Origin of the sequence: Escherichia ruysiae (assembly GCF_031323975.1) — a bacterium.
In the GTDB taxonomy this organism is placed as follows: Bacteria; Pseudomonadota; Gammaproteobacteria; order Enterobacterales; family Enterobacteriaceae; genus Escherichia; species Escherichia ruysiae.
The window spans coordinates 452,926-469,123 of sequence record NZ_JAVIWS010000001.1 but is presented as its reverse complement, the minus strand read 5'-3'; the positions used below and the strand labels follow the sequence as shown (position 1 = coordinate 469,123).

The window sequence follows — 16,198 nt, the reverse complement described above, 5'->3', positions numbered from 1 at the left end:
ATACAGGAATATGCTATGCAACATAAGTTACTGATTAACGGAGAACTGGTTAGCGGCGAAGGGGAAAAACAGCCTGTCTATAATCCGGCAACGGGGGAAGTATTACTGGAGATTGCCGAGGCCTCCGCAGAGCAGGTCGATGCTGCTGTGCGCGCGGCAGATGCAGCATTTGCCGAATGGGGGCAAACCACGCCGAAAGTGCGTGCGGAATGCCTGCTGAAACTGGCTGATGTTATCGAAGAAAATGGTCAGGTTTTTGCCGAACTGGAGTCCCGTAATTGTGGCAAACCGCTGCATAGTGCGTTCAATGATGAAATTCCGGCGATTGTCGATGTTTTTCGCTTTTTCGCTGGTGCGGCGCGCTGCCTGAACGGTCTGGCGGCTGGCGAATATCTTGAAGGTCATACTTCGATGATCCGCCGCGATCCGTTGGGGGTTGTGGCTTCTATCGCGCCGTGGAATTACCCGCTGATGATGGCAGCGTGGAAACTGGCTCCGGCGCTGGCGGCAGGGAACTGCGTGGTGCTTAAACCATCAGAAATCACCCCGCTAACAGCGTTGAAGCTGGCAGAACTGGCGAAAGATATCTTCCCGGCAGGCGTGATTAACGTGTTGTTTGGCAGAGGCAAAACGGTGGGTGATCCGCTGACCGGACATCCAAAAGTGCGCATGGTGTCGCTGACGGGGTCTATCGCCACTGGTGAGCACATCATCAGTCATACGGCACCGTCCATCAAGCGCACTCATATGGAACTTGGCGGTAAAGCGCCAGTGATTGTCTTTAATGATGCTGACGTTGAAGCGGTTGTCGAAGGTGTCCGTACATTTGGCTATTACAATGCCGGGCAAGATTGTACTGCTGCCTGCCGTATCTACGCGCAAAAAGGCATTTACGACGTGCTGGTAGAAAAACTCGGTGCCGCAGTGGCAACGTTGAAATCAGGCGCGCCGGATGATGAATCCACAGAGCTTGGCCCGTTAAGTTCACTGGCGCATCTCGAACGCGTCAGCCGGGCGGTGGAAGAGGCGAAGGCGACGGGACACATTAAGGTGATCACCGGCGGTGAAAAGCGGCAGGGTAATGGTTATTATTATGCGCCTACATTGCTGGCGGGTGCGTTACAAGAAGATGCTATCGTCCAAAGAGAGGTATTTGGGCCGGTAGTCAGCGTGACGGTCTTCGACAACGAAGAGCAAGTAGTTAACTGGGCGAATGACAGCCAGTATGGCTTAGCTTCTTCAGTATGGACGAAAGATGTGGGTAGAGCGCACCGCGTCAGCGCACGTCTGCAATATGGCTGCACCTGGGTTAATACCCATTTCATGCTGGTGAGTGAAATGCCGCACGGCGGGCAGAAACTTTCAGGTTATGGCAAAGATATGTCACTTTATGGGCTGGAAGATTACACCGTAGTACGCCACGTAATGGTTAAACATTAAGGATAATGTTGTAAATCTGGAGAGTGTGAGAAGATCTAACGCACTGTCAGAGAGTTGATTTTTCTCTGACAGTGCGTACTGCGTGCAATTTTGCTACATCAGATAAACCATCCAAATCTCATAGAGATAAGAGTAAACAACCCAACAACAGCAAAGAGATTTATCAGCACTACAGTTCTACTGGAAACGTTCATTTTTGCCACCTTTTGTCATAGCCCTTATGTGTATAGTACGGGTTAAGAAAATCCGCAATCATACTTATTCTGAAGATGGACAAGAACATGCGGTAGGTTATTGAATTTATCTCAAATGGACTGAAAACTTGATACACATCAAGAAATGACGCATATTTGCGCGCGTTTTATTCATCTGGCTGGACGCCCATACATGTCTCTTTATCAATATATGCTTGTTTTTTATGCTGCCATGGCAGCAATCGCCTTTCTCATTACCTGGTTTCTTTCCCACGATAAGAAGAGCATTCGCTTTCTGAGCGCCTTTCTGGTGGGGATTACATGGCCAATGAGTTTTCCGGTGGCGCTACTGTTTTCACTATTTTAAATCTTACACGCTGGCTTGACGGCACAACGCAGACTTATATCATTTGAGTGAATCGATAAATTTCACAAGTGGCTGAGGAGAAAGTATGTCGCATCTGGATGAAGTCATCGCGCGCGTGGATGCCGCGATTGAGGAGAGCGTCATTGCCCATATGAACGAGTTGTTAATCGCCCTGAGTGATGACGCAGAGTTAAGCCGGGAAGATCGCTACACACAGCAGCAGCGTTTGCGTACCGCAATCGCTCATCACGGACGCAAGCATAAAGAAGATATGGAGGCACGCCACGAACAATTAACCAAAGGCGGCACCATCCTCTGATTAAAACGTGCGTCTGGCCACCAGCCAGGCGCCAACTACCAACAAAACTGCCCCGCAAATTGGGCCAATCAGCGCCCGAAGTGGTACGCCATGACTGCGGAAAATATCCAGCACCAGACCACCAATAAGTTGACTGGCGACCAGTACCGCAATGGTCGTTGCCGCGCCAACATTCTGATATCCGCTGATACTGGCGAAAACAAAAAACGATCCCAACAAACCAGGGATTAGAGTCCACCAGCGCACGCTGGACACCAGTTCGCCAAAGCCTGCTGTTCCTTGCTTAAACCATAAAATAGACACGAACAGCACAATCCCCACCAGTGAATTCAGCAGCATGGCGATGAGAATGGTGGAGGATGTCTGGGTGATGCGTACCATCAATGTGTTTTGCACCACAAGACCAATCCCGGCAGTGATCAAAAAGGCAAGGGTAAGCGACTGATTCATCCAAGTGAGTCCGGTTCGCTACGATCGTCAAGCTGCAATTGCATAAAGGTGAGATCCAACCAGCGACCAAATTTAGTACCAACTTGGGGCATTTGCGCTGTGACGACAAATCCCAGCGACTGGTGCAGATGCAACGACGCCTGATTTTGTGATTCTATGCCGGCAACCATCACATGCTTACCGCAGTTCCGCGCTTCATCAATCAACGCGCGTAACAATTTTCGCCCAAGACCTTTGCCCTGATGATCCGGATGGACATAAACCGAATGTTCCACGGTATGGCGAAAACCGTCGAAACTACGCCAGTCACCAAACGAGGCATATCCTGTAACTACGCCATCTTCTTCGCTCACCAGCACCGGATAACCCGATAAAGTTCGTGCTTCAAACCAGGCAATGCGGTTATCTGTATCCACAGTCTGGTCGTTCCAGATAGCTGCCGTATGCAGTACAGCGTGGTTATAAATTTCCGCAATTGCAGCACAATCGGCTTTGCGGGCAGAACGGATGGACATCTTAAGCCTCGATAAAATAATGATGATGACGTTATCAATACTATCGAAAACAGCCCGAAGCAACGGATTCCTCGATGAAATTATTGCGTGTCGCAGTAGTGATGTGACGGCTGCAAACTAAACCAATCCAGTGAGCCTGCTACTATTGATGGATTCATGCCAAAAGCACAGGAGAGCATTATGGGTCAACAAAAGCAACGTAATCGCCGTTGGGTTCTGGCGTCGCGTCCACACGGCGCGCCGGTTCCGGAGAATTTCCGTCTTGAAGAAGATGATGTCGCCACGCCGGGTGAAGGACAGGTGTTACTGCGCACGGTCTACCTGTCGCTCGATCCGTATATGCGCGGGCGCATGAGCGATGAGCCATCTTATTCACCACCGGTTGATATTGGTGGCGTGATGGTCGGCGGCACGGTGAGTCGGGTGGTGGAATCTAATCATCCGGATTACCAGCCTGACGACTGGGTGCTGGGTTACAGCGGTTGGCAGGATTACGACATATCCAGTGGCGATGATCTGGTGAAACTTGGCGATCATCCGGAAAATCCTTCGTGGTCACTAGGTGTGCTGGGGATGCCAGGCTTTACGGCTTATATGGGGCTGCTGGATATCGGTCAACCTAAAGAGGGAGAAACGCTAGTGGTTGCTGCAGCAACGGGGCCGGTCGGTGCGACAGTGGGGCAAATCGGCAAACTAAAAGGTTGCCGCGTGGTGGGTGTTGCCGGTGGCGCGGAAAAATGTCGCCATGCCACAGACGTTCTCGGTTTTGATGTTTGCCTTGATCATCATGCAGATGATTTTGCCGAACAACTCGTGAACGCGTGTCCGAAAGGCGTTGATATCTATTATGAAAACGTTGGTGGTAAGGTGTTTGATGCGGTGCTGCCTTTACTCAATACATCCGCGCGTATTCCCGTTTGCGGTTTAGTGAGCGGCTATAACGCCACCGACCTGCCTTCCGGGCCGGATCGTTTACCGCTACTTATGGCTACGGTGCTGAAAAAACGTATTCGCCTGCAAGGGTTTATTATTAGCCAGGATTATGGTCATCGCATCCATGAGTTCCAGCAAGAGATGGGGCAATGGGTGAAGGCGGGGAAAATTCACTATCGTGAACAAATTACCGATGGTTTAGAGAACGCCCCGCAGACATTCATCGGTCTGCTGAATGGTAAAAACTTCGGCAAAGTCGTGATCCGTGTTGCGGATGATGATTAACATTTCAGGTGGCGGCATTCTTGCCGCCACTAATGAATATTATTCAAATCGCCATGCGAGATTTACGCCTACACCATAATTCCGCCCAGGCGCAGGCTCGTAATATCGACCATTCGATTCATTAACAATCACCGAGCCGACATATTCTTTATCGAATAAATTATCGACACGACCAAATAAATCTATTGTCATATTGCGATAATTATATTTGTAACCGGTGAACAAACCGACGAGAGTGTAAGAGGGCGCTTTTGCCGTATTTTCGTCATCCGCCATGATATCGCCCATATAACGTGCTTCTGTGCCTGCATACCAGCCTTCTTCTGGTACATAACCTAATGACGCAAAGCCCATATTGCGGGCGATCCCGGGCATTCGGTTACCATTACAGTCCTGAGCGTTACAAACATTGCTGCGATAAGTTGCGTCAAGCCGCGTCCACGACGCTTTCACACGGAAATCTCCGGCAAAACGCTGATCCCAGGCCAGTTCAGCCCCCTGACGGCGCGTCTTCCCGGCATTTTTATACGTGGTACGCCCGCCGCTACTGCTATCAACAACGATTTCATCATCGGTATCAGTCTGGAATAACGCAGCGGTAAACAAGCCATCGCCGATACGCGTTTTACTGCCGATTTCGATTGTGTCGTTGGTGGACGGTTTTAAACCAAAGTTCATGCCACTTTGCCCGTCAGCACGGTAAGAAAGCTCGTTAATGGTTGGCGTTTCAAAACCGCGCCCGGCTGCCAGATAGACGTTCCAGGCATCGGTTATGGCGTATTTCAACGATCCCGCAGGAAGCCATTTGTGATAACTGGCATCACCGCTGTCATCACCGTTACCCGGGGTAACGTAATGATCGTCAGAGTCAAACCACACGGAGCTGTAGCGCACACCAGCATCCAACGATAGTTTGTCAGTTAGTTGCCACTGGGTTTGTAAATAGGGATCGACGTTCCACATCAGATTGCGCTCGTCGCGGCGCAGATCACCTTTTTGCCCGTACTCCGGCACGCCGTTATTAAGGCGGAAGTTATTGTAACCCTTGCGGTTTTCACTCATGTTTTCATAGTTCAGGCCAGTAGTGAAAGAGACCGGAACTCCCAGCTCTCCACGATGTGTCCAGCGGCTGTCTATACCCTGGTAATGACGTTGCAGAGTAATTACGCCGCCCGCATGAGATGGGGTAAGTTGGGGGGCCATCGGAATCGATTGATACTGGGTCGTTTCCCGTTCACCTGCGTACATCATCACGCTCATATCATCCCGCGAACTCAGGCTGCGCTCATAACGCAACCCTGCCTGAGTTTGCTTGATGGTTTTTCGCGTGTCGTACTGTTCTGCACGAGGCGCTTGTTGCGGATTCGCTTTCCATTCAGCTTCGGTCAACCCACCAGGGTCATCGGCTTTGATATCCACACTGTTGAAAATCAGGTTTAACTTACTGGCGTCATCAATGTGTACGCCCAGTCTGGCATTGGCTAAATTTTTCTGTGCGCCGCTATGGTCACGATAGCCGTGAGTTGTAAAACGCGTGGTCGAAACGGTGTAATCGACATCGCCAGGCTGTGTGCCGTCGCCCGTTGCGCCCGTTGCTTTCAGGCCATAGCGCCAGCTACCAAAACTGCCGTAGTAACTACTGGCTTCAATGGTTGGCGGCTGTTCGCCGATTTGGGTAGTGACGTTCATTACGCCGCCGGACGCATTGCCATACAGGGCAGAGAAGGGGCCTCGCAGCACTTCCACATTTTGCACACTGCTTAAATCGATATTGGATGTTTGCCCTTGTCCGTCGGGCATGGTAGCGGGAATACCATCAACATACAGGCGAATACCGCGAATACCGTAAGTGGAACGGGAGCCAAATCCGCGAATAGACAGTTGTAGATCCTGCGCATAGTTCTGCCGGTTTTGTACCTGCAAACCAGGCACACTGGTCAGTGATTCAGACAAATTGATGCGCGGCGTTGCCAGACGCATCTCCTCGCCATCGACCACGCTTACCGCAGCGGGTGTGTCCAGTTCAGAAACTACCTGCGGCGCGGCGCTAACAATCATGGTTTGTTCATTAGCGGCAAAAGTGGAAGGAGAAAGGAGAATCAGTGCGGGTAAAACGGTCTGTCGGACGGAAAAAATCTTCATGAAAAAAGCCAGGTTAAGAATGGGAAAACGCTTCAATGGTAATAAACTTGTAAATTTATGGAAAACGAAACGGCACAATACGTTAATCAATTGAGAAAATTGTAGTCGTAACAACAAGAAATGCTCCACATTTGAGAAAATAATGATTACCATTCCCATTTATAACAAGGGCGTAACGAAGATTATGCTCAACGAAGCATTGTGAAGCAGCTATAAATCGGTTCATCAAAGGGAGTCGTCATGCATTTACGTCATCTGTTTTCATCGCGCCTGCGTGGTTCATTACTGTTAGGTTCATTGCTTGTTGCTTCATCATTCAGTACGCAGGCCGCAGAAGAAATGCTGCGTAAAGCGGTAGGTAAAGGTGCCTACGAAATGGCTTATAGCCAGCAAGAAAACGCGCTGTGGCTCGCCACTTCGCAAAGCCGCAAACTGGACAAAGGCGGTGTGGTTTATCGTCTCGATCCGGTGACTCTGGAAGTCACTCAGGCGATCCATAACGATCTCAAGCCGTTTGGTGCCACTATCAACAACGCGACGCAAACGCTGTGGTTTGGTAACACAGTAAACAGTGCGGTCACGGCAATTGATGCCAAAACGGGCGAAGTGAAAGGGCGTCTGGTGCTGGACGATCGCAAACGTACAGAAGAGGTGCGTCCGCTGCAGCCACGTGAGCTGGTTGCTGACGATGCCACGAACACTGTTTACATCAGCGGTATTGGGAAAGAGAGTGTGATTTGGGTGGTTGATGGCGAGAATATCAAACTGAAAACCGCCATCCAGAACACCGGTAAAATGAGCACCGGCCTGGCGCTGGATAGCAAAGGCAAACGTCTCTATACCACTAACGCCGATGGTGAACTGATTACCATTGACACTGCCGACAACAAAATCCTGAGCCGTAAAAAGCTGCTGGATGATGGCAAAGAGCATTTCTTTATCAACATCAGTCTCGATACTGCCAACCAGCGAGCGTTTATCACTGACTCCAAAGCGGCAGAAGTGCTGGTGGTCGATACCCGTAACGGCAATATTCTGGCGAAGGTAGCAGCACCGGAATCCCTGGCTGTGTTGTTTAACCCGGCGCGTAATGAAGCCTATGTGACGCATCGGCAGGCGGGTAAAGTCAGTGTGATTGACGCGAAAAACTACAAAGTGGTGAAAACGTTCGACACGCCGACCCATCCTAACAGCCTGGCGCTTTCTGCCGATGGCAAAACGCTGTATGTCAGCGTGAAGCAAAAATCGACTAAACAGCAAGAAGCCACTCAGCCGGACGATGTGATTCGTATTGCGCTGTAATAGATATGGCGAGGGTGAAAATGGAGTGACTTGCCTGACTTTTATCACGCCGCATCCGGCACCTTCGTCAGTAATTTGAATTTGCCCGGCACGTAGCCGGGCAATTTTGCAATTAACTCGCCGTTTCAGGCTTAAACACAATTTCCTGTTGTTCTTCATCTTCCTTGACGACTGGCGCAGTGCTGTGAATTTCAGCAACGCGTTTGCGCACACCAAACCAGCCTATAACCAGCAGAATACCGATAATCGGCAGCGCCGCGATGGTATAAGTCCCGTTCGGGTAATCGAACGCCATCAGCACAAGAACACTCAGTAAAAACAGTAATGTCAGCCAGGAAGTGAAGGGCGCGCCAGGCAGTTTAAAACTGACATCTGCCGCTTTACCTTCTTTGATGGCTTTACGCAGGCGCATCTGACAAACAATGATAAACGCCCACGAGGCGATAATTCCCAATGACGCGAAGTTCAGGACAATCTCAAATACGCGCGACGGCACCAGATAATTGAGGAATACGCCAACGACATACACAACCAGCGTCGCCAGAATCCCGGCATACGGCACATGCTGGCGACTCATTTTCGCCATAAAACCCGGCGCAGATCCGCCCATCGCCATCGAGCGCAGAATACGCCCGGTGCAGTACAGACCAGAGTTCAGGCTGGAGAGGGCAGCGGTCAATACCACAATATTCATGATGCTACCAATGTACGGCACACCGAGTTTAGAGAAGAAGGTCACAAAAGGACTTTGACCGGCCTGATACGCACTCCACGGCAATAACATAACTAGCAACACCACGGAACCGACATAAAACAGGCCAATACGCCAAATCACGCTGTTAATTGCTTTTGGCACCATAGTCTGCGGATCTTTACATTCTCCGGCGGCAGTGCCGACCATTTCGATGGAGGCAAAAGCAAATACCACGCCCTGAATTAACACCAGCGCAGGCAGCAAACCGTGCGGGAAGAATCCGCCATTATCGGTAATTAAATGAAAGCCAGTGGTGTTGCCATCCAGCGGCTGACCGCTACCGAGGAACACTGTACCCACGACCAAAAAGGTCACAATGGCGAGCACTTTAATCAGCGCAAACCAGAACTCCATCTCTGCGAACCATTTCACACCAATCATATTCATGGTGCCAACGATGGTCAGCGCAGCGAGCGCAAATACCCATTGCGGCACGCCGCCAAACGCGCCCCAGTAATGCATATACAGTGCGACGGCGGTGATATCGACAATCCCGGTCATCGCCCAGTTGATGAAGTACATCCAGCCGGCAACATAAGCGGCTTTCTCTCCCAAAAATTCACGCGCATAAGAGACAAAACTACCACTGGAAGGGCGATGTAATACCAACTCACCCAACGCACGCAAAATAAAAAACGAAAACAGGCCGCAGATTAAATAGACCAGTGCCAGTGCCGGGCCGGCCATTTGCAGTCGGGCACCCGCGCCTAAAAACAAACCAGTCCCAATCGCGCCGCCAATGGCGATCATCTGCACCTGGCGATTACCCATCGCTTTGTGATAACCCTCTTCATGGGCATTAAGCCAGCGGCGTTTCGCGGCGTGTTGATCTGAAGTGTCGGTGTCGTGTTTACTCATTGCTCTCCCTGATTGCTTCGTTGAAAAAGTCTTATAAGCCGCCATGAACAATGTTTATTCATCCTGGCGATGACAGTTATTACCATTATTCTTTATGGGTATAAAACTATCGGCGCAGCATCCTACCTGTTATCGATAAACGATGCAAAATATCCCCTTACAAGTTGAGTGGGGATTAAAAGGATTGCTGAAAAAATGACAAATCTTAGTCCTGGCCGCCCTGTTTACTGACCTACACTTAAGCTTTAACGCTGTGTGGGGGAAATATGATTAAGGTGTATGGGGTTCCACCATGAGTGAACTGATGCTGACTTTGGCTGATATTCCCTATAAGTTTGTTGATGTCAGCGGAATAGAGTTATTTAGCCCACCGATTTCGCCCATTTTCTTTCGCCCGATATAACGCGGCATCGGCATCAGCAACTATTTGTTCAGCCGTTTTTGCAGGAGCAGAACAGGCAATCCCCTGACTAACCGTAACAAATGCACTAACAGCAGATGCCTGATGCGGGATAGCCGCCAGTTTAAGTTCTTGCTTAACTCTGGCTGCTATCGCTTCGGCTTCCTGCAAGCCCGCATTGAAAAGAATAATGGCAAACTCTTCACCGCCATAGCGCGTAACTACATCTTCGGGCTGGCGAATTGCACGTTGCAGTGCGTTGGCAACTTGTATCAGACAACGATCGCCAGCGGGGTGCCCATAAGTGTCGTTGTAGCGTTTAAAAAAATCGACATCCAGCATAATTAAAACGAACGACGTCTTTTGTTCGACGGCATCGCGTAAAATACTATCCAACGCTCGTCGGTTTGCCACTCCAGTTAAGGGATCGCGATGAGCTAATGCATCGAGGCGATGAATCAACTGGTTGTTGTACTTATTTTGTTGCCATGCTTCTTCAAACCAACGCAACAAAATAAAACGTCCGCCATAGAGAGCCAGTGAAAAAATGCTCCAGATAACAGCGAAATGAATATTCACATACTGATTGAGCACAAGACTGGCTAACGGGATGGTAAACCATAATGGAATGACAAATGCGAGGAGTGATGGGGTGTGGAAATATAGCGCAACAACGGCACTAAGCATTAGTAATACGCACAGTGGATATGCAAAAGGCAGCGTCCAGTGTGCAATAAAATAAAAACAACACCATGACCATAGTAGGCTTAGAATAACCAATAACTGCTGAATGTACTGTACTTTGTTGCGTGGGCTAACTAATAAAAGACCACTGATTAGCAGAATACCTAATGATGAAATATCAATCGTATGTACAAGATTTTTCTCATTAAACCATGGAGTCGTGCCTTCATTAAACAATACCCCTCGAAGCAAAACCAACGATGAAAAACTGATGTTAATCAACGCAAACCACGGCAGGCTAATCGCCATACCGCGAATAACCATATCCTGGCGGTTTTTCCATGAATAATGAGGGTGTTTTCTTTTGTCAGAATACATGTTTGTTTATAACCCCAAAAGGGCAGGGAACCTGCCCGACTTACACGAAAATTATGGCGTTACAATATTGAACCAGAATTCAAAGTTGTCCATATAACCTAACAGTTCGTTGAGTTTTTCCTCATTTCCAGTGATTTTTACTTCGCCTTTATCCGTGGCTTCTTTTAATGTCTCTTCCTTCAGGATGATTTTATTCAGGACATCGCGGGAGAGGGTGATAGTCGCATCGGCGTCAGAGGCTTGCGTATCAGCCGTGTGATTGAGCACACCGTTCTCCAGTTCCACTTTATAAGTGCCGCCATCTTCACCGAAATCAAAATTCAATACTGCTTTAGCGTCTGCCGCTTTCTCGCCATTTATATGCACAGCAAGATAATCAAAGAACATTTCCGGCGTCATGGCACGAACGGTGTCAGGACTGGCTGTATTTGGCGTAGGCAGTTTTTGCACACCATTGCGTAATTCCTGTGCGCCAGTGAGATAAAAATTACGCCACGGCCCGGATTCGGCCTGGTAGCCTAACTGTTCAAGCGCATCGGCTTCCAGATTCCTTGCAGCCTGGTTGTTTGGATCGGCAAACACCACCTTACTGACAACCTGGGCAACCCAGCGGAAATTTCCCTGGTCATAATCCTGTTTGGCTTTTTGTAAAATGGCATCAGCACCGCCCATATACTCCACGAATTTTTTAGCGGCTTCTTCTGGTGGCAGTTCATCAAGAGTCGCGGGGTTACCATCAAACCAGCCAAGATAAAGCACATAAGTTGCTTTCACATCATGGCTCACTGAACCGTAATAACCGCGATTCGCCCAGGTGTTAGCAAGTGAAGAGGGCAATTTGAAGTTTGCGGCAATTTCATCACGAGTCAGCCCCTGATTCGCCATGCGTAGCGTTTGATCGTTGATATAACGGTACAAATCGCGTTGGCTTTTTAGCAGTTTGACAACGTTATCGTTACCCCAGGTTGGCCAGTGATGCTGGGCAAGAATAATCTCCGCTTTATCGCCCCACAGATTGAGGGCTTCGTTGATGTATTTAGACCACGGGAGAGGTTGACGAATTTTGGCACCACGCAGAGAATAGGTGTTGTGGAGGGTGTGCGTGACATCTTCTGCGGTTTCGATCAGTTTCTTTTCTTCAATAAACCACAGCATTTCGGAAGGTGCTTCGGAACCGGGCGCCATCAAAAAATCATAGGTCAGCCCGTCGATAGTCTCTTTTTGTCCGGTTTTGGTGATGTAGTTGGTAGGGGCAATCAATGTAACCGTTCCGGCTGAGGTCGTTGTTCCCAGCCCAGCGCCGACCTGACCTTTAGCATCAGGTTTCAACAAATTACCGTACATATAACTGGCTCGACGGCTCATTACATTGCCAGCCATAATATTTTCTGAAACAGCCTCTTCTAAAAATCCGGCTGGCGCATAAATTTTTGTTTTTCCTGACTTAACGTCAGCTTCATCAACCACACCGCGAACGCCGCCGTAGTGATCGACATGACTGTGCGTGTAGATAACCGCCACCACTGGTTTTTGACCGCGATTTTTATAATAAAGATCCATGCCAACTTTAGCTGTTTCTGCTGAAACCAGTGGATCAACAACGGTAATACCTTCTTTACCTTCAATGATGGTCATATTTGATAAATCGAGATTGCGAATCTGATAGACGCCTTCAGTCACTTCAAATAAGCCGCTGATATTTATCAGTTGCGCCTGACGCCATAAACTTGGATTGACAGTATCAGGTGCTTTATCGCCTTCTTTGATAAAAGAATATTGCTGTGGGTTCCAGATTACATTCCCTTGTTCACCCTTAATCACTTCCTGAGGTAAAGGAGCAATAAAACCTTTATGAGCATCAGCAAAATCGCTGTTATCGGAAAACGGCAATTGACTATAAAGTGCGTTATTCGCTTGTTGGGTGGCAGCGGAGGCCTCTTTGGGCGCTTCTGCTGCGATGAGAGGAAGTGAACTTGTTGTGAATAATCCCATGACTAGCAGACTTTTAGCAATATGGTTAAGCTGCATCGCAAGTGTCTCCAGAAAGACTTTATAAAAGAAAGGATATTACGATTGAAAATTATGATTGAGGGCAAGAATAACTATAATTGGCATTAATAAATCAGCAAGCTGGATGTCGTGAATCTTCTTAATATGATAATAAATAAAGAATAGATTCTGTATGTTACAGGACGGGTGCTTATTGGCGCGGAAGCTAATAGTATATGTATGTTATTAAAGTGACGGCGTATATATCGCACATCATTTCGCATCAAATAACACATGACGTTTTCGGCTTGTGCTAAATTTGCTGGCAGTCTTTAAAAAGGAGCACAACAATGCCGCACATAGACATTAAATGTTTTCCCCGTGAACTGGATGAACAACAAAAAACGGCACTGGCGGCGGAGATTACCGACGTCATTATTCGCCATCTGAACAGTAAAGAAAGTTCGATAAGCATTGCCCTACACCAGATACAACCGGAATCGTGGCAAGCTGTCTGGGACGCCGAAATCGCGCCCCAAATGGAGACTTTGATAAAGAAACCCGGTTACAGCATGTAATTGCTTAACCAGCCGTAACACGCTTGCCGCTGGTAACAAAGGTGCCAGCGCCTAAATGATGTAGCGTATTGAGTTTATCGTCATCAAATTGCCAGCGGCCTTCGACAAAAACACGAGCGTCTGCCGCTGCTGATACCACTTCGCCAAACAGCGTGTCGTATTTTTCTTGCGCAGAAGTCGCGGGAAGCAAGCGGCACTCCATCCATGCCAGACATTTCTTTTCGACCACCGGCAAGCCAAGCACCGGACCTTTCACAACCGGAATGCCATAACAGTTAAACTTATCTTCATCACGCCCAGAAATGCTGCCCACTGCCCACGTCCAGTTTGTTGCTGCGACGCCTGGGATCACAATGCCAAACATGCCACTACGTTCAATCAACTCCCGTGACCATGTCGATTTATCGACCACAATTGCCACGCGTGGTGGTTCGAACTCCACGGGCATCGACCAGGCCGCAGCCATAATGTTACGTCGCTGGGATTGCTCATCGAAACTGGTGATCAGGACGGTAGGGCCGTGGTTTAACAGACGGCTGGCATGATGCAACTCAACGGGAATAAATTGGCTCACGGTATCGCCTCGCTAAGAAAGTGGTTTTAAAAGCGTAGCTCGTAACGCAATAAGTAACGAAATTAACGGGATTGGCGATTTGCGAACGTGATGCTTGTCCGCGATCGCACAAAATAGCCGGTGTGGCGTCCATTCCAGGTTATAAATTGAGAAAACCACTAAGGGAAACGCCTGATGACGCCCATTCTGAATCACTATTTTGCCCGTATTCGCTGGACGGGTGCTGCTGCGGTCAATATCGATACGCTACGAGCATTACACCTGAAACACAATTGCACTATTCCATTTGAAAATCTCGACGTTTTGCTGCCGAGAGAAATCCAGCTTGATGATCAATCGCTTGAAGAGAAGCTGGTGACTGCGCGACGTGGCGGTTACTGTTTTGAGCAGAATGGTGTGTTTGAGCGAGTGTTACGTGAGCTGGGATTTAACGTTCGCAGTTTGTTAGGTCGCGTGGTGTTATCTAACCCACCATCGTTGCCGCCGCGCACGCACCGTCTGTTGTTAGTAGAACTGGAGGGTGAACAATGGATTGCCGACGTCGGTTTTGGTGGTCAGACGCTGACCGCGCCAATCCGTTTAGTGCCGGATATCGCGCAAACCACGCCACACGGAGAGTATCGGTTGTTGCAGGAGGGTGATAACTGGGTTTTGCAGTTTAATCATCATCAGCACTGGCAGTCGATGTACCGTTTTGATCTCTGCGAGCAGCAACAAAGTGATTATGTGATGGGCAATTTCTGGTCGGCGCACTGGCCGCAGTCGCATTTTCGCCATCATCTGTTGATGTGCCGCCATTTGCCGGACGGTGGCAAGCTGACGCTGACCAATTTCCATTTCACCCATTATGAAAATGGGCACGCGGTGGATCAGCGGAATCTATCGGATGTGGCGTCGTTATATGCCGTGATGCAGGAACAATTTGGGCTGGGCGTGGATGATGCGAAACATGGGTTTACCGTGGATGAACTGGCACTGGTGATGGCAGCGTTCGACACACATCCGGAGGCAGGGAAATAGTTTGTGCCGGATGCGGCGTAAACGCCTTATCCGGCCTAAATTAGCCAACAGATTCACGCTTGTAGGTCTGATAAGCGAAGCGCATCAGGCAATTGGGACCGGCAACGGTTTCAGAGATCAATGGCCCATTCGGCATGAAACAAAATCACCGCTGTGCCAGAAATGGTGACTTTCTCCGGTTGGTTGTCCCGAATAGTCACTGTCACATCAATCACGCCGTCACGCCCCAGAGCTCGCCCCTGATGGCCTTTAACACGCAACACGTTGCCATCGTGGGGCAATACGTTGTGATGCACTAACCATGCGCCCATTGGGCCATTGGCATTGCCGGTCACCGGATCTTCCACAATACCAATCGCCGGCGAGAACATGCGACCATCGGTTTCATTTTTGCCTGGGCGGATCTGGAAGGGGAAGAAACCATTGCAGCCAATCTGTTTACTGATAGCGGTCAGCGCAGCAAGGTCAGGCGAAAGGGCGTCGATATCCACTTCCGGTTTCAGCGGAATCATCACTTTTGAGTGTCCTGTGGTTGCCACCTGAATTGGCAAGCCTGGCAAAATATCGTCTTCAGTGAGATGGAGCGCGTTGATAATTGCCGCGCGAGCTTCACCTTCCAGCGGCGGTTCAAAGCCCGGCGTGCCTTGCTCCAGAGAAATACGATAATCACCGTTTTGTTTTTCGATAGTGACACGGTGCTTTCCCGCCAACGATGTTTGCCAGACGGTGCAATTTCCCAAACCCAATACCTTTGAACGTACATAGTGCGCTGCTACCGTCGCGTGACCGCAAATTGGCACTTCAACCATTGGCGTAAAGTAGCGAATGTGTACATCGCTGTCGTCACTGCGCAGCAGAAAAGCCGTTTCCGAATGGCCTAACTCGCGGGCGATAAGTTGCATTTGCGCTTCGCTAAGATTATCGGCAGGGAATACAACACCGGCAGAATTGCCGCGAAACGGTTGAGAGGTAAAAGCATCGACGTGGTAAATCTGCGGTTTCATTACTGTTCTCCT

Annotated in this window: 16 protein-coding genes and 1 pseudogene; 8 read left to right on the top strand and 9 right to left on the bottom strand. The window is 49.2% G+C overall.

All coding sequences use genetic code 11. The features are described 5' to 3' along the window. Window positions 1-15: 15 nt before the first annotated feature. Window positions 16-1,440, top strand: a complete 1,425-nt coding sequence (patD, locus tag RGV86_RS02465; protein ID WP_085460737.1) for an aminobutyraldehyde dehydrogenase — start codon at window positions 16-18, stop codon at window positions 1,438-1,440. Window positions 1,441-1,538: 98 nt separating this feature from the next. On the opposite strand, the gene yncL is transcribed toward patD, so the two are convergent. Beyond that, complete coding sequence (gene yncL / locus RGV86_RS02460; protein ID WP_309508421.1) at window positions 1,539-1,634, bottom strand: stress response membrane protein YncL; 96 nt, start codon at window positions 1,632-1,634, stop codon at window positions 1,539-1,541. A gap of 193 nt (window positions 1,635-1,827) precedes the next feature. On the opposite strand from yncL, the gene RGV86_RS02455 reads away from it, so the two are divergent. After that, entirely contained in the window at window positions 1,828-2,001 is a 174-nt protein-coding gene (locus tag RGV86_RS02455; RefSeq protein WP_000061189.1) for a GhoT/OrtT family toxin, read from the top strand. An 85-nt stretch (window positions 2,002-2,086) separates the two neighbouring features. Then, window positions 2,087-2,320, top strand: a complete 234-nt coding sequence (ydcY, locus tag RGV86_RS02450) for a DUF2526 family protein YdcY (protein ID WP_000018633.1) — start codon at window positions 2,087-2,089, stop codon at window positions 2,318-2,320. Here ydcY and RGV86_RS02445 read toward each other — a convergent pair whose 3' ends face one another. Both RGV86_RS02445 and RGV86_RS02440 read right to left on the bottom strand, forming a co-directional pair. After that, window positions 2,321-2,770: a DMT family transporter gene (locus RGV86_RS02445; protein WP_001076560.1), complete on the bottom strand. Its 450-nt coding sequence runs from the start codon at window positions 2,768-2,770 to the stop codon at window positions 2,321-2,323. It abuts the gene before it with no gap. Continuing rightward, window positions 2,767-3,285, bottom strand: a complete 519-nt coding sequence (locus RGV86_RS02440; RefSeq protein ID WP_010347329.1) for a GNAT family N-acetyltransferase — start codon at window positions 3,283-3,285, stop codon at window positions 2,767-2,769. The genes RGV86_RS02445 and RGV86_RS02440 overlap by 4 nt, the downstream gene beginning before the upstream one ends. 180 nt (window positions 3,286-3,465) lie before the next feature. Between RGV86_RS02440 and curA the strand changes: the two genes are divergently transcribed. Continuing rightward, window positions 3,466-4,503 carry an NADPH-dependent curcumin/dihydrocurcumin reductase gene (gene curA / locus RGV86_RS02435; protein WP_000531446.1) on the top strand — a complete coding sequence of 346 codons (1,038 nt, stop codon included), beginning with the start codon at window positions 3,466-3,468 and terminating at the stop codon, window positions 4,501-4,503. A gap of 39 nt (window positions 4,504-4,542) precedes the next feature. On the opposite strand, the gene pqqU is transcribed toward curA, so the two are convergent. Then, a complete protein-coding gene (gene pqqU, locus RGV86_RS02430) occupies window positions 4,543-6,645 on the bottom strand; it encodes a TonB-dependent receptor PqqU (protein ID WP_085460736.1) in 2,103 nt (700 codons plus the stop codon). Between the two features lie 240 nt (window positions 6,646-6,885). Here pqqU and yncE point away from each other — a divergent pair, with 240 nt between their 5' ends. After that, the gene (gene yncE, locus RGV86_RS02425) at window positions 6,886-7,947 is read left to right on the top strand and encodes a 7-bladed beta-propeller protein YncE (protein WP_000550658.1); all 1,062 of its coding nucleotides are present in this window, start codon (window positions 6,886-6,888) and stop codon (window positions 7,945-7,947) included. A gap of 112 nt (window positions 7,948-8,059) precedes the next feature. Here yncE and ansP read toward each other — a convergent pair whose 3' ends face one another. Continuing rightward, complete coding sequence (ansP, locus tag RGV86_RS02420; RefSeq protein WP_032225162.1) at window positions 8,060-9,559, bottom strand: L-asparagine permease; 1,500 nt, start codon at window positions 9,557-9,559, stop codon at window positions 8,060-8,062. Window positions 9,560-9,851: 292 nt separating this feature from the next. On the opposite strand from ansP, the pseudogene RGV86_RS02415 reads away from it, so the two are divergent. Beyond that, window positions 9,852-9,917 (top strand): annotated as a pseudogene (locus RGV86_RS02415) (glutathione S-transferase); the annotation flags it as partial. Here the strand turns inward: RGV86_RS02415 and RGV86_RS02410 are convergent. Continuing rightward, window positions 9,918-10,967 (bottom strand): GGDEF domain-containing protein, encoded by a 1,050-nt coding sequence (locus tag RGV86_RS02410; protein WP_000236737.1) that lies wholly within the window; start codon window positions 10,965-10,967, stop codon window positions 9,918-9,920. It lies immediately after the preceding pseudogene. A gap of 105 nt (window positions 10,968-11,072) precedes the next feature. Continuing rightward, on the bottom strand, window positions 11,073-13,049 hold the full coding sequence (locus RGV86_RS02405; RefSeq protein WP_085460733.1) for an alkyl/aryl-sulfatase: 1,977 nt from the start codon (window positions 13,047-13,049) through the stop codon (window positions 11,073-11,075). Between the two features lie 311 nt (window positions 13,050-13,360). On the opposite strand from RGV86_RS02405, the gene pptA reads away from it, so the two are divergent. Beyond that, window positions 13,361-13,588, top strand: coding sequence for a tautomerase PptA (gene pptA / locus RGV86_RS02400; RefSeq protein WP_001120152.1), 228 nt, complete (start codon window positions 13,361-13,363; stop codon window positions 13,586-13,588). Between the two features lie 4 nt (window positions 13,589-13,592). Here pptA and RGV86_RS02395 read toward each other — a convergent pair whose 3' ends face one another. Next, complete coding sequence (locus RGV86_RS02395) at window positions 13,593-14,162, bottom strand: flavin reductase family protein (RefSeq protein WP_000077277.1); 570 nt, start codon at window positions 14,160-14,162, stop codon at window positions 13,593-13,595. A 174-nt stretch (window positions 14,163-14,336) separates the two neighbouring features. Here RGV86_RS02395 and nhoA point away from each other — a divergent pair, with 174 nt between their 5' ends. Beyond that, window positions 14,337-15,182, top strand: coding sequence for an N-hydroxyarylamine O-acetyltransferase (gene nhoA, locus RGV86_RS02390; protein ID WP_000187937.1), 846 nt, complete (start codon window positions 14,337-14,339; stop codon window positions 15,180-15,182). A 110-nt stretch (window positions 15,183-15,292) separates the two neighbouring features. Here the strand turns inward: nhoA and RGV86_RS02385 are convergent, their stop codons facing one another. After that, window positions 15,293-16,186: a PhzF family isomerase gene (locus tag RGV86_RS02385; RefSeq protein WP_137598303.1), complete on the bottom strand. Its 894-nt coding sequence runs from the start codon at window positions 16,184-16,186 to the stop codon at window positions 15,293-15,295. Between the last annotated feature and the right edge of the window lie 12 nt (window positions 16,187-16,198).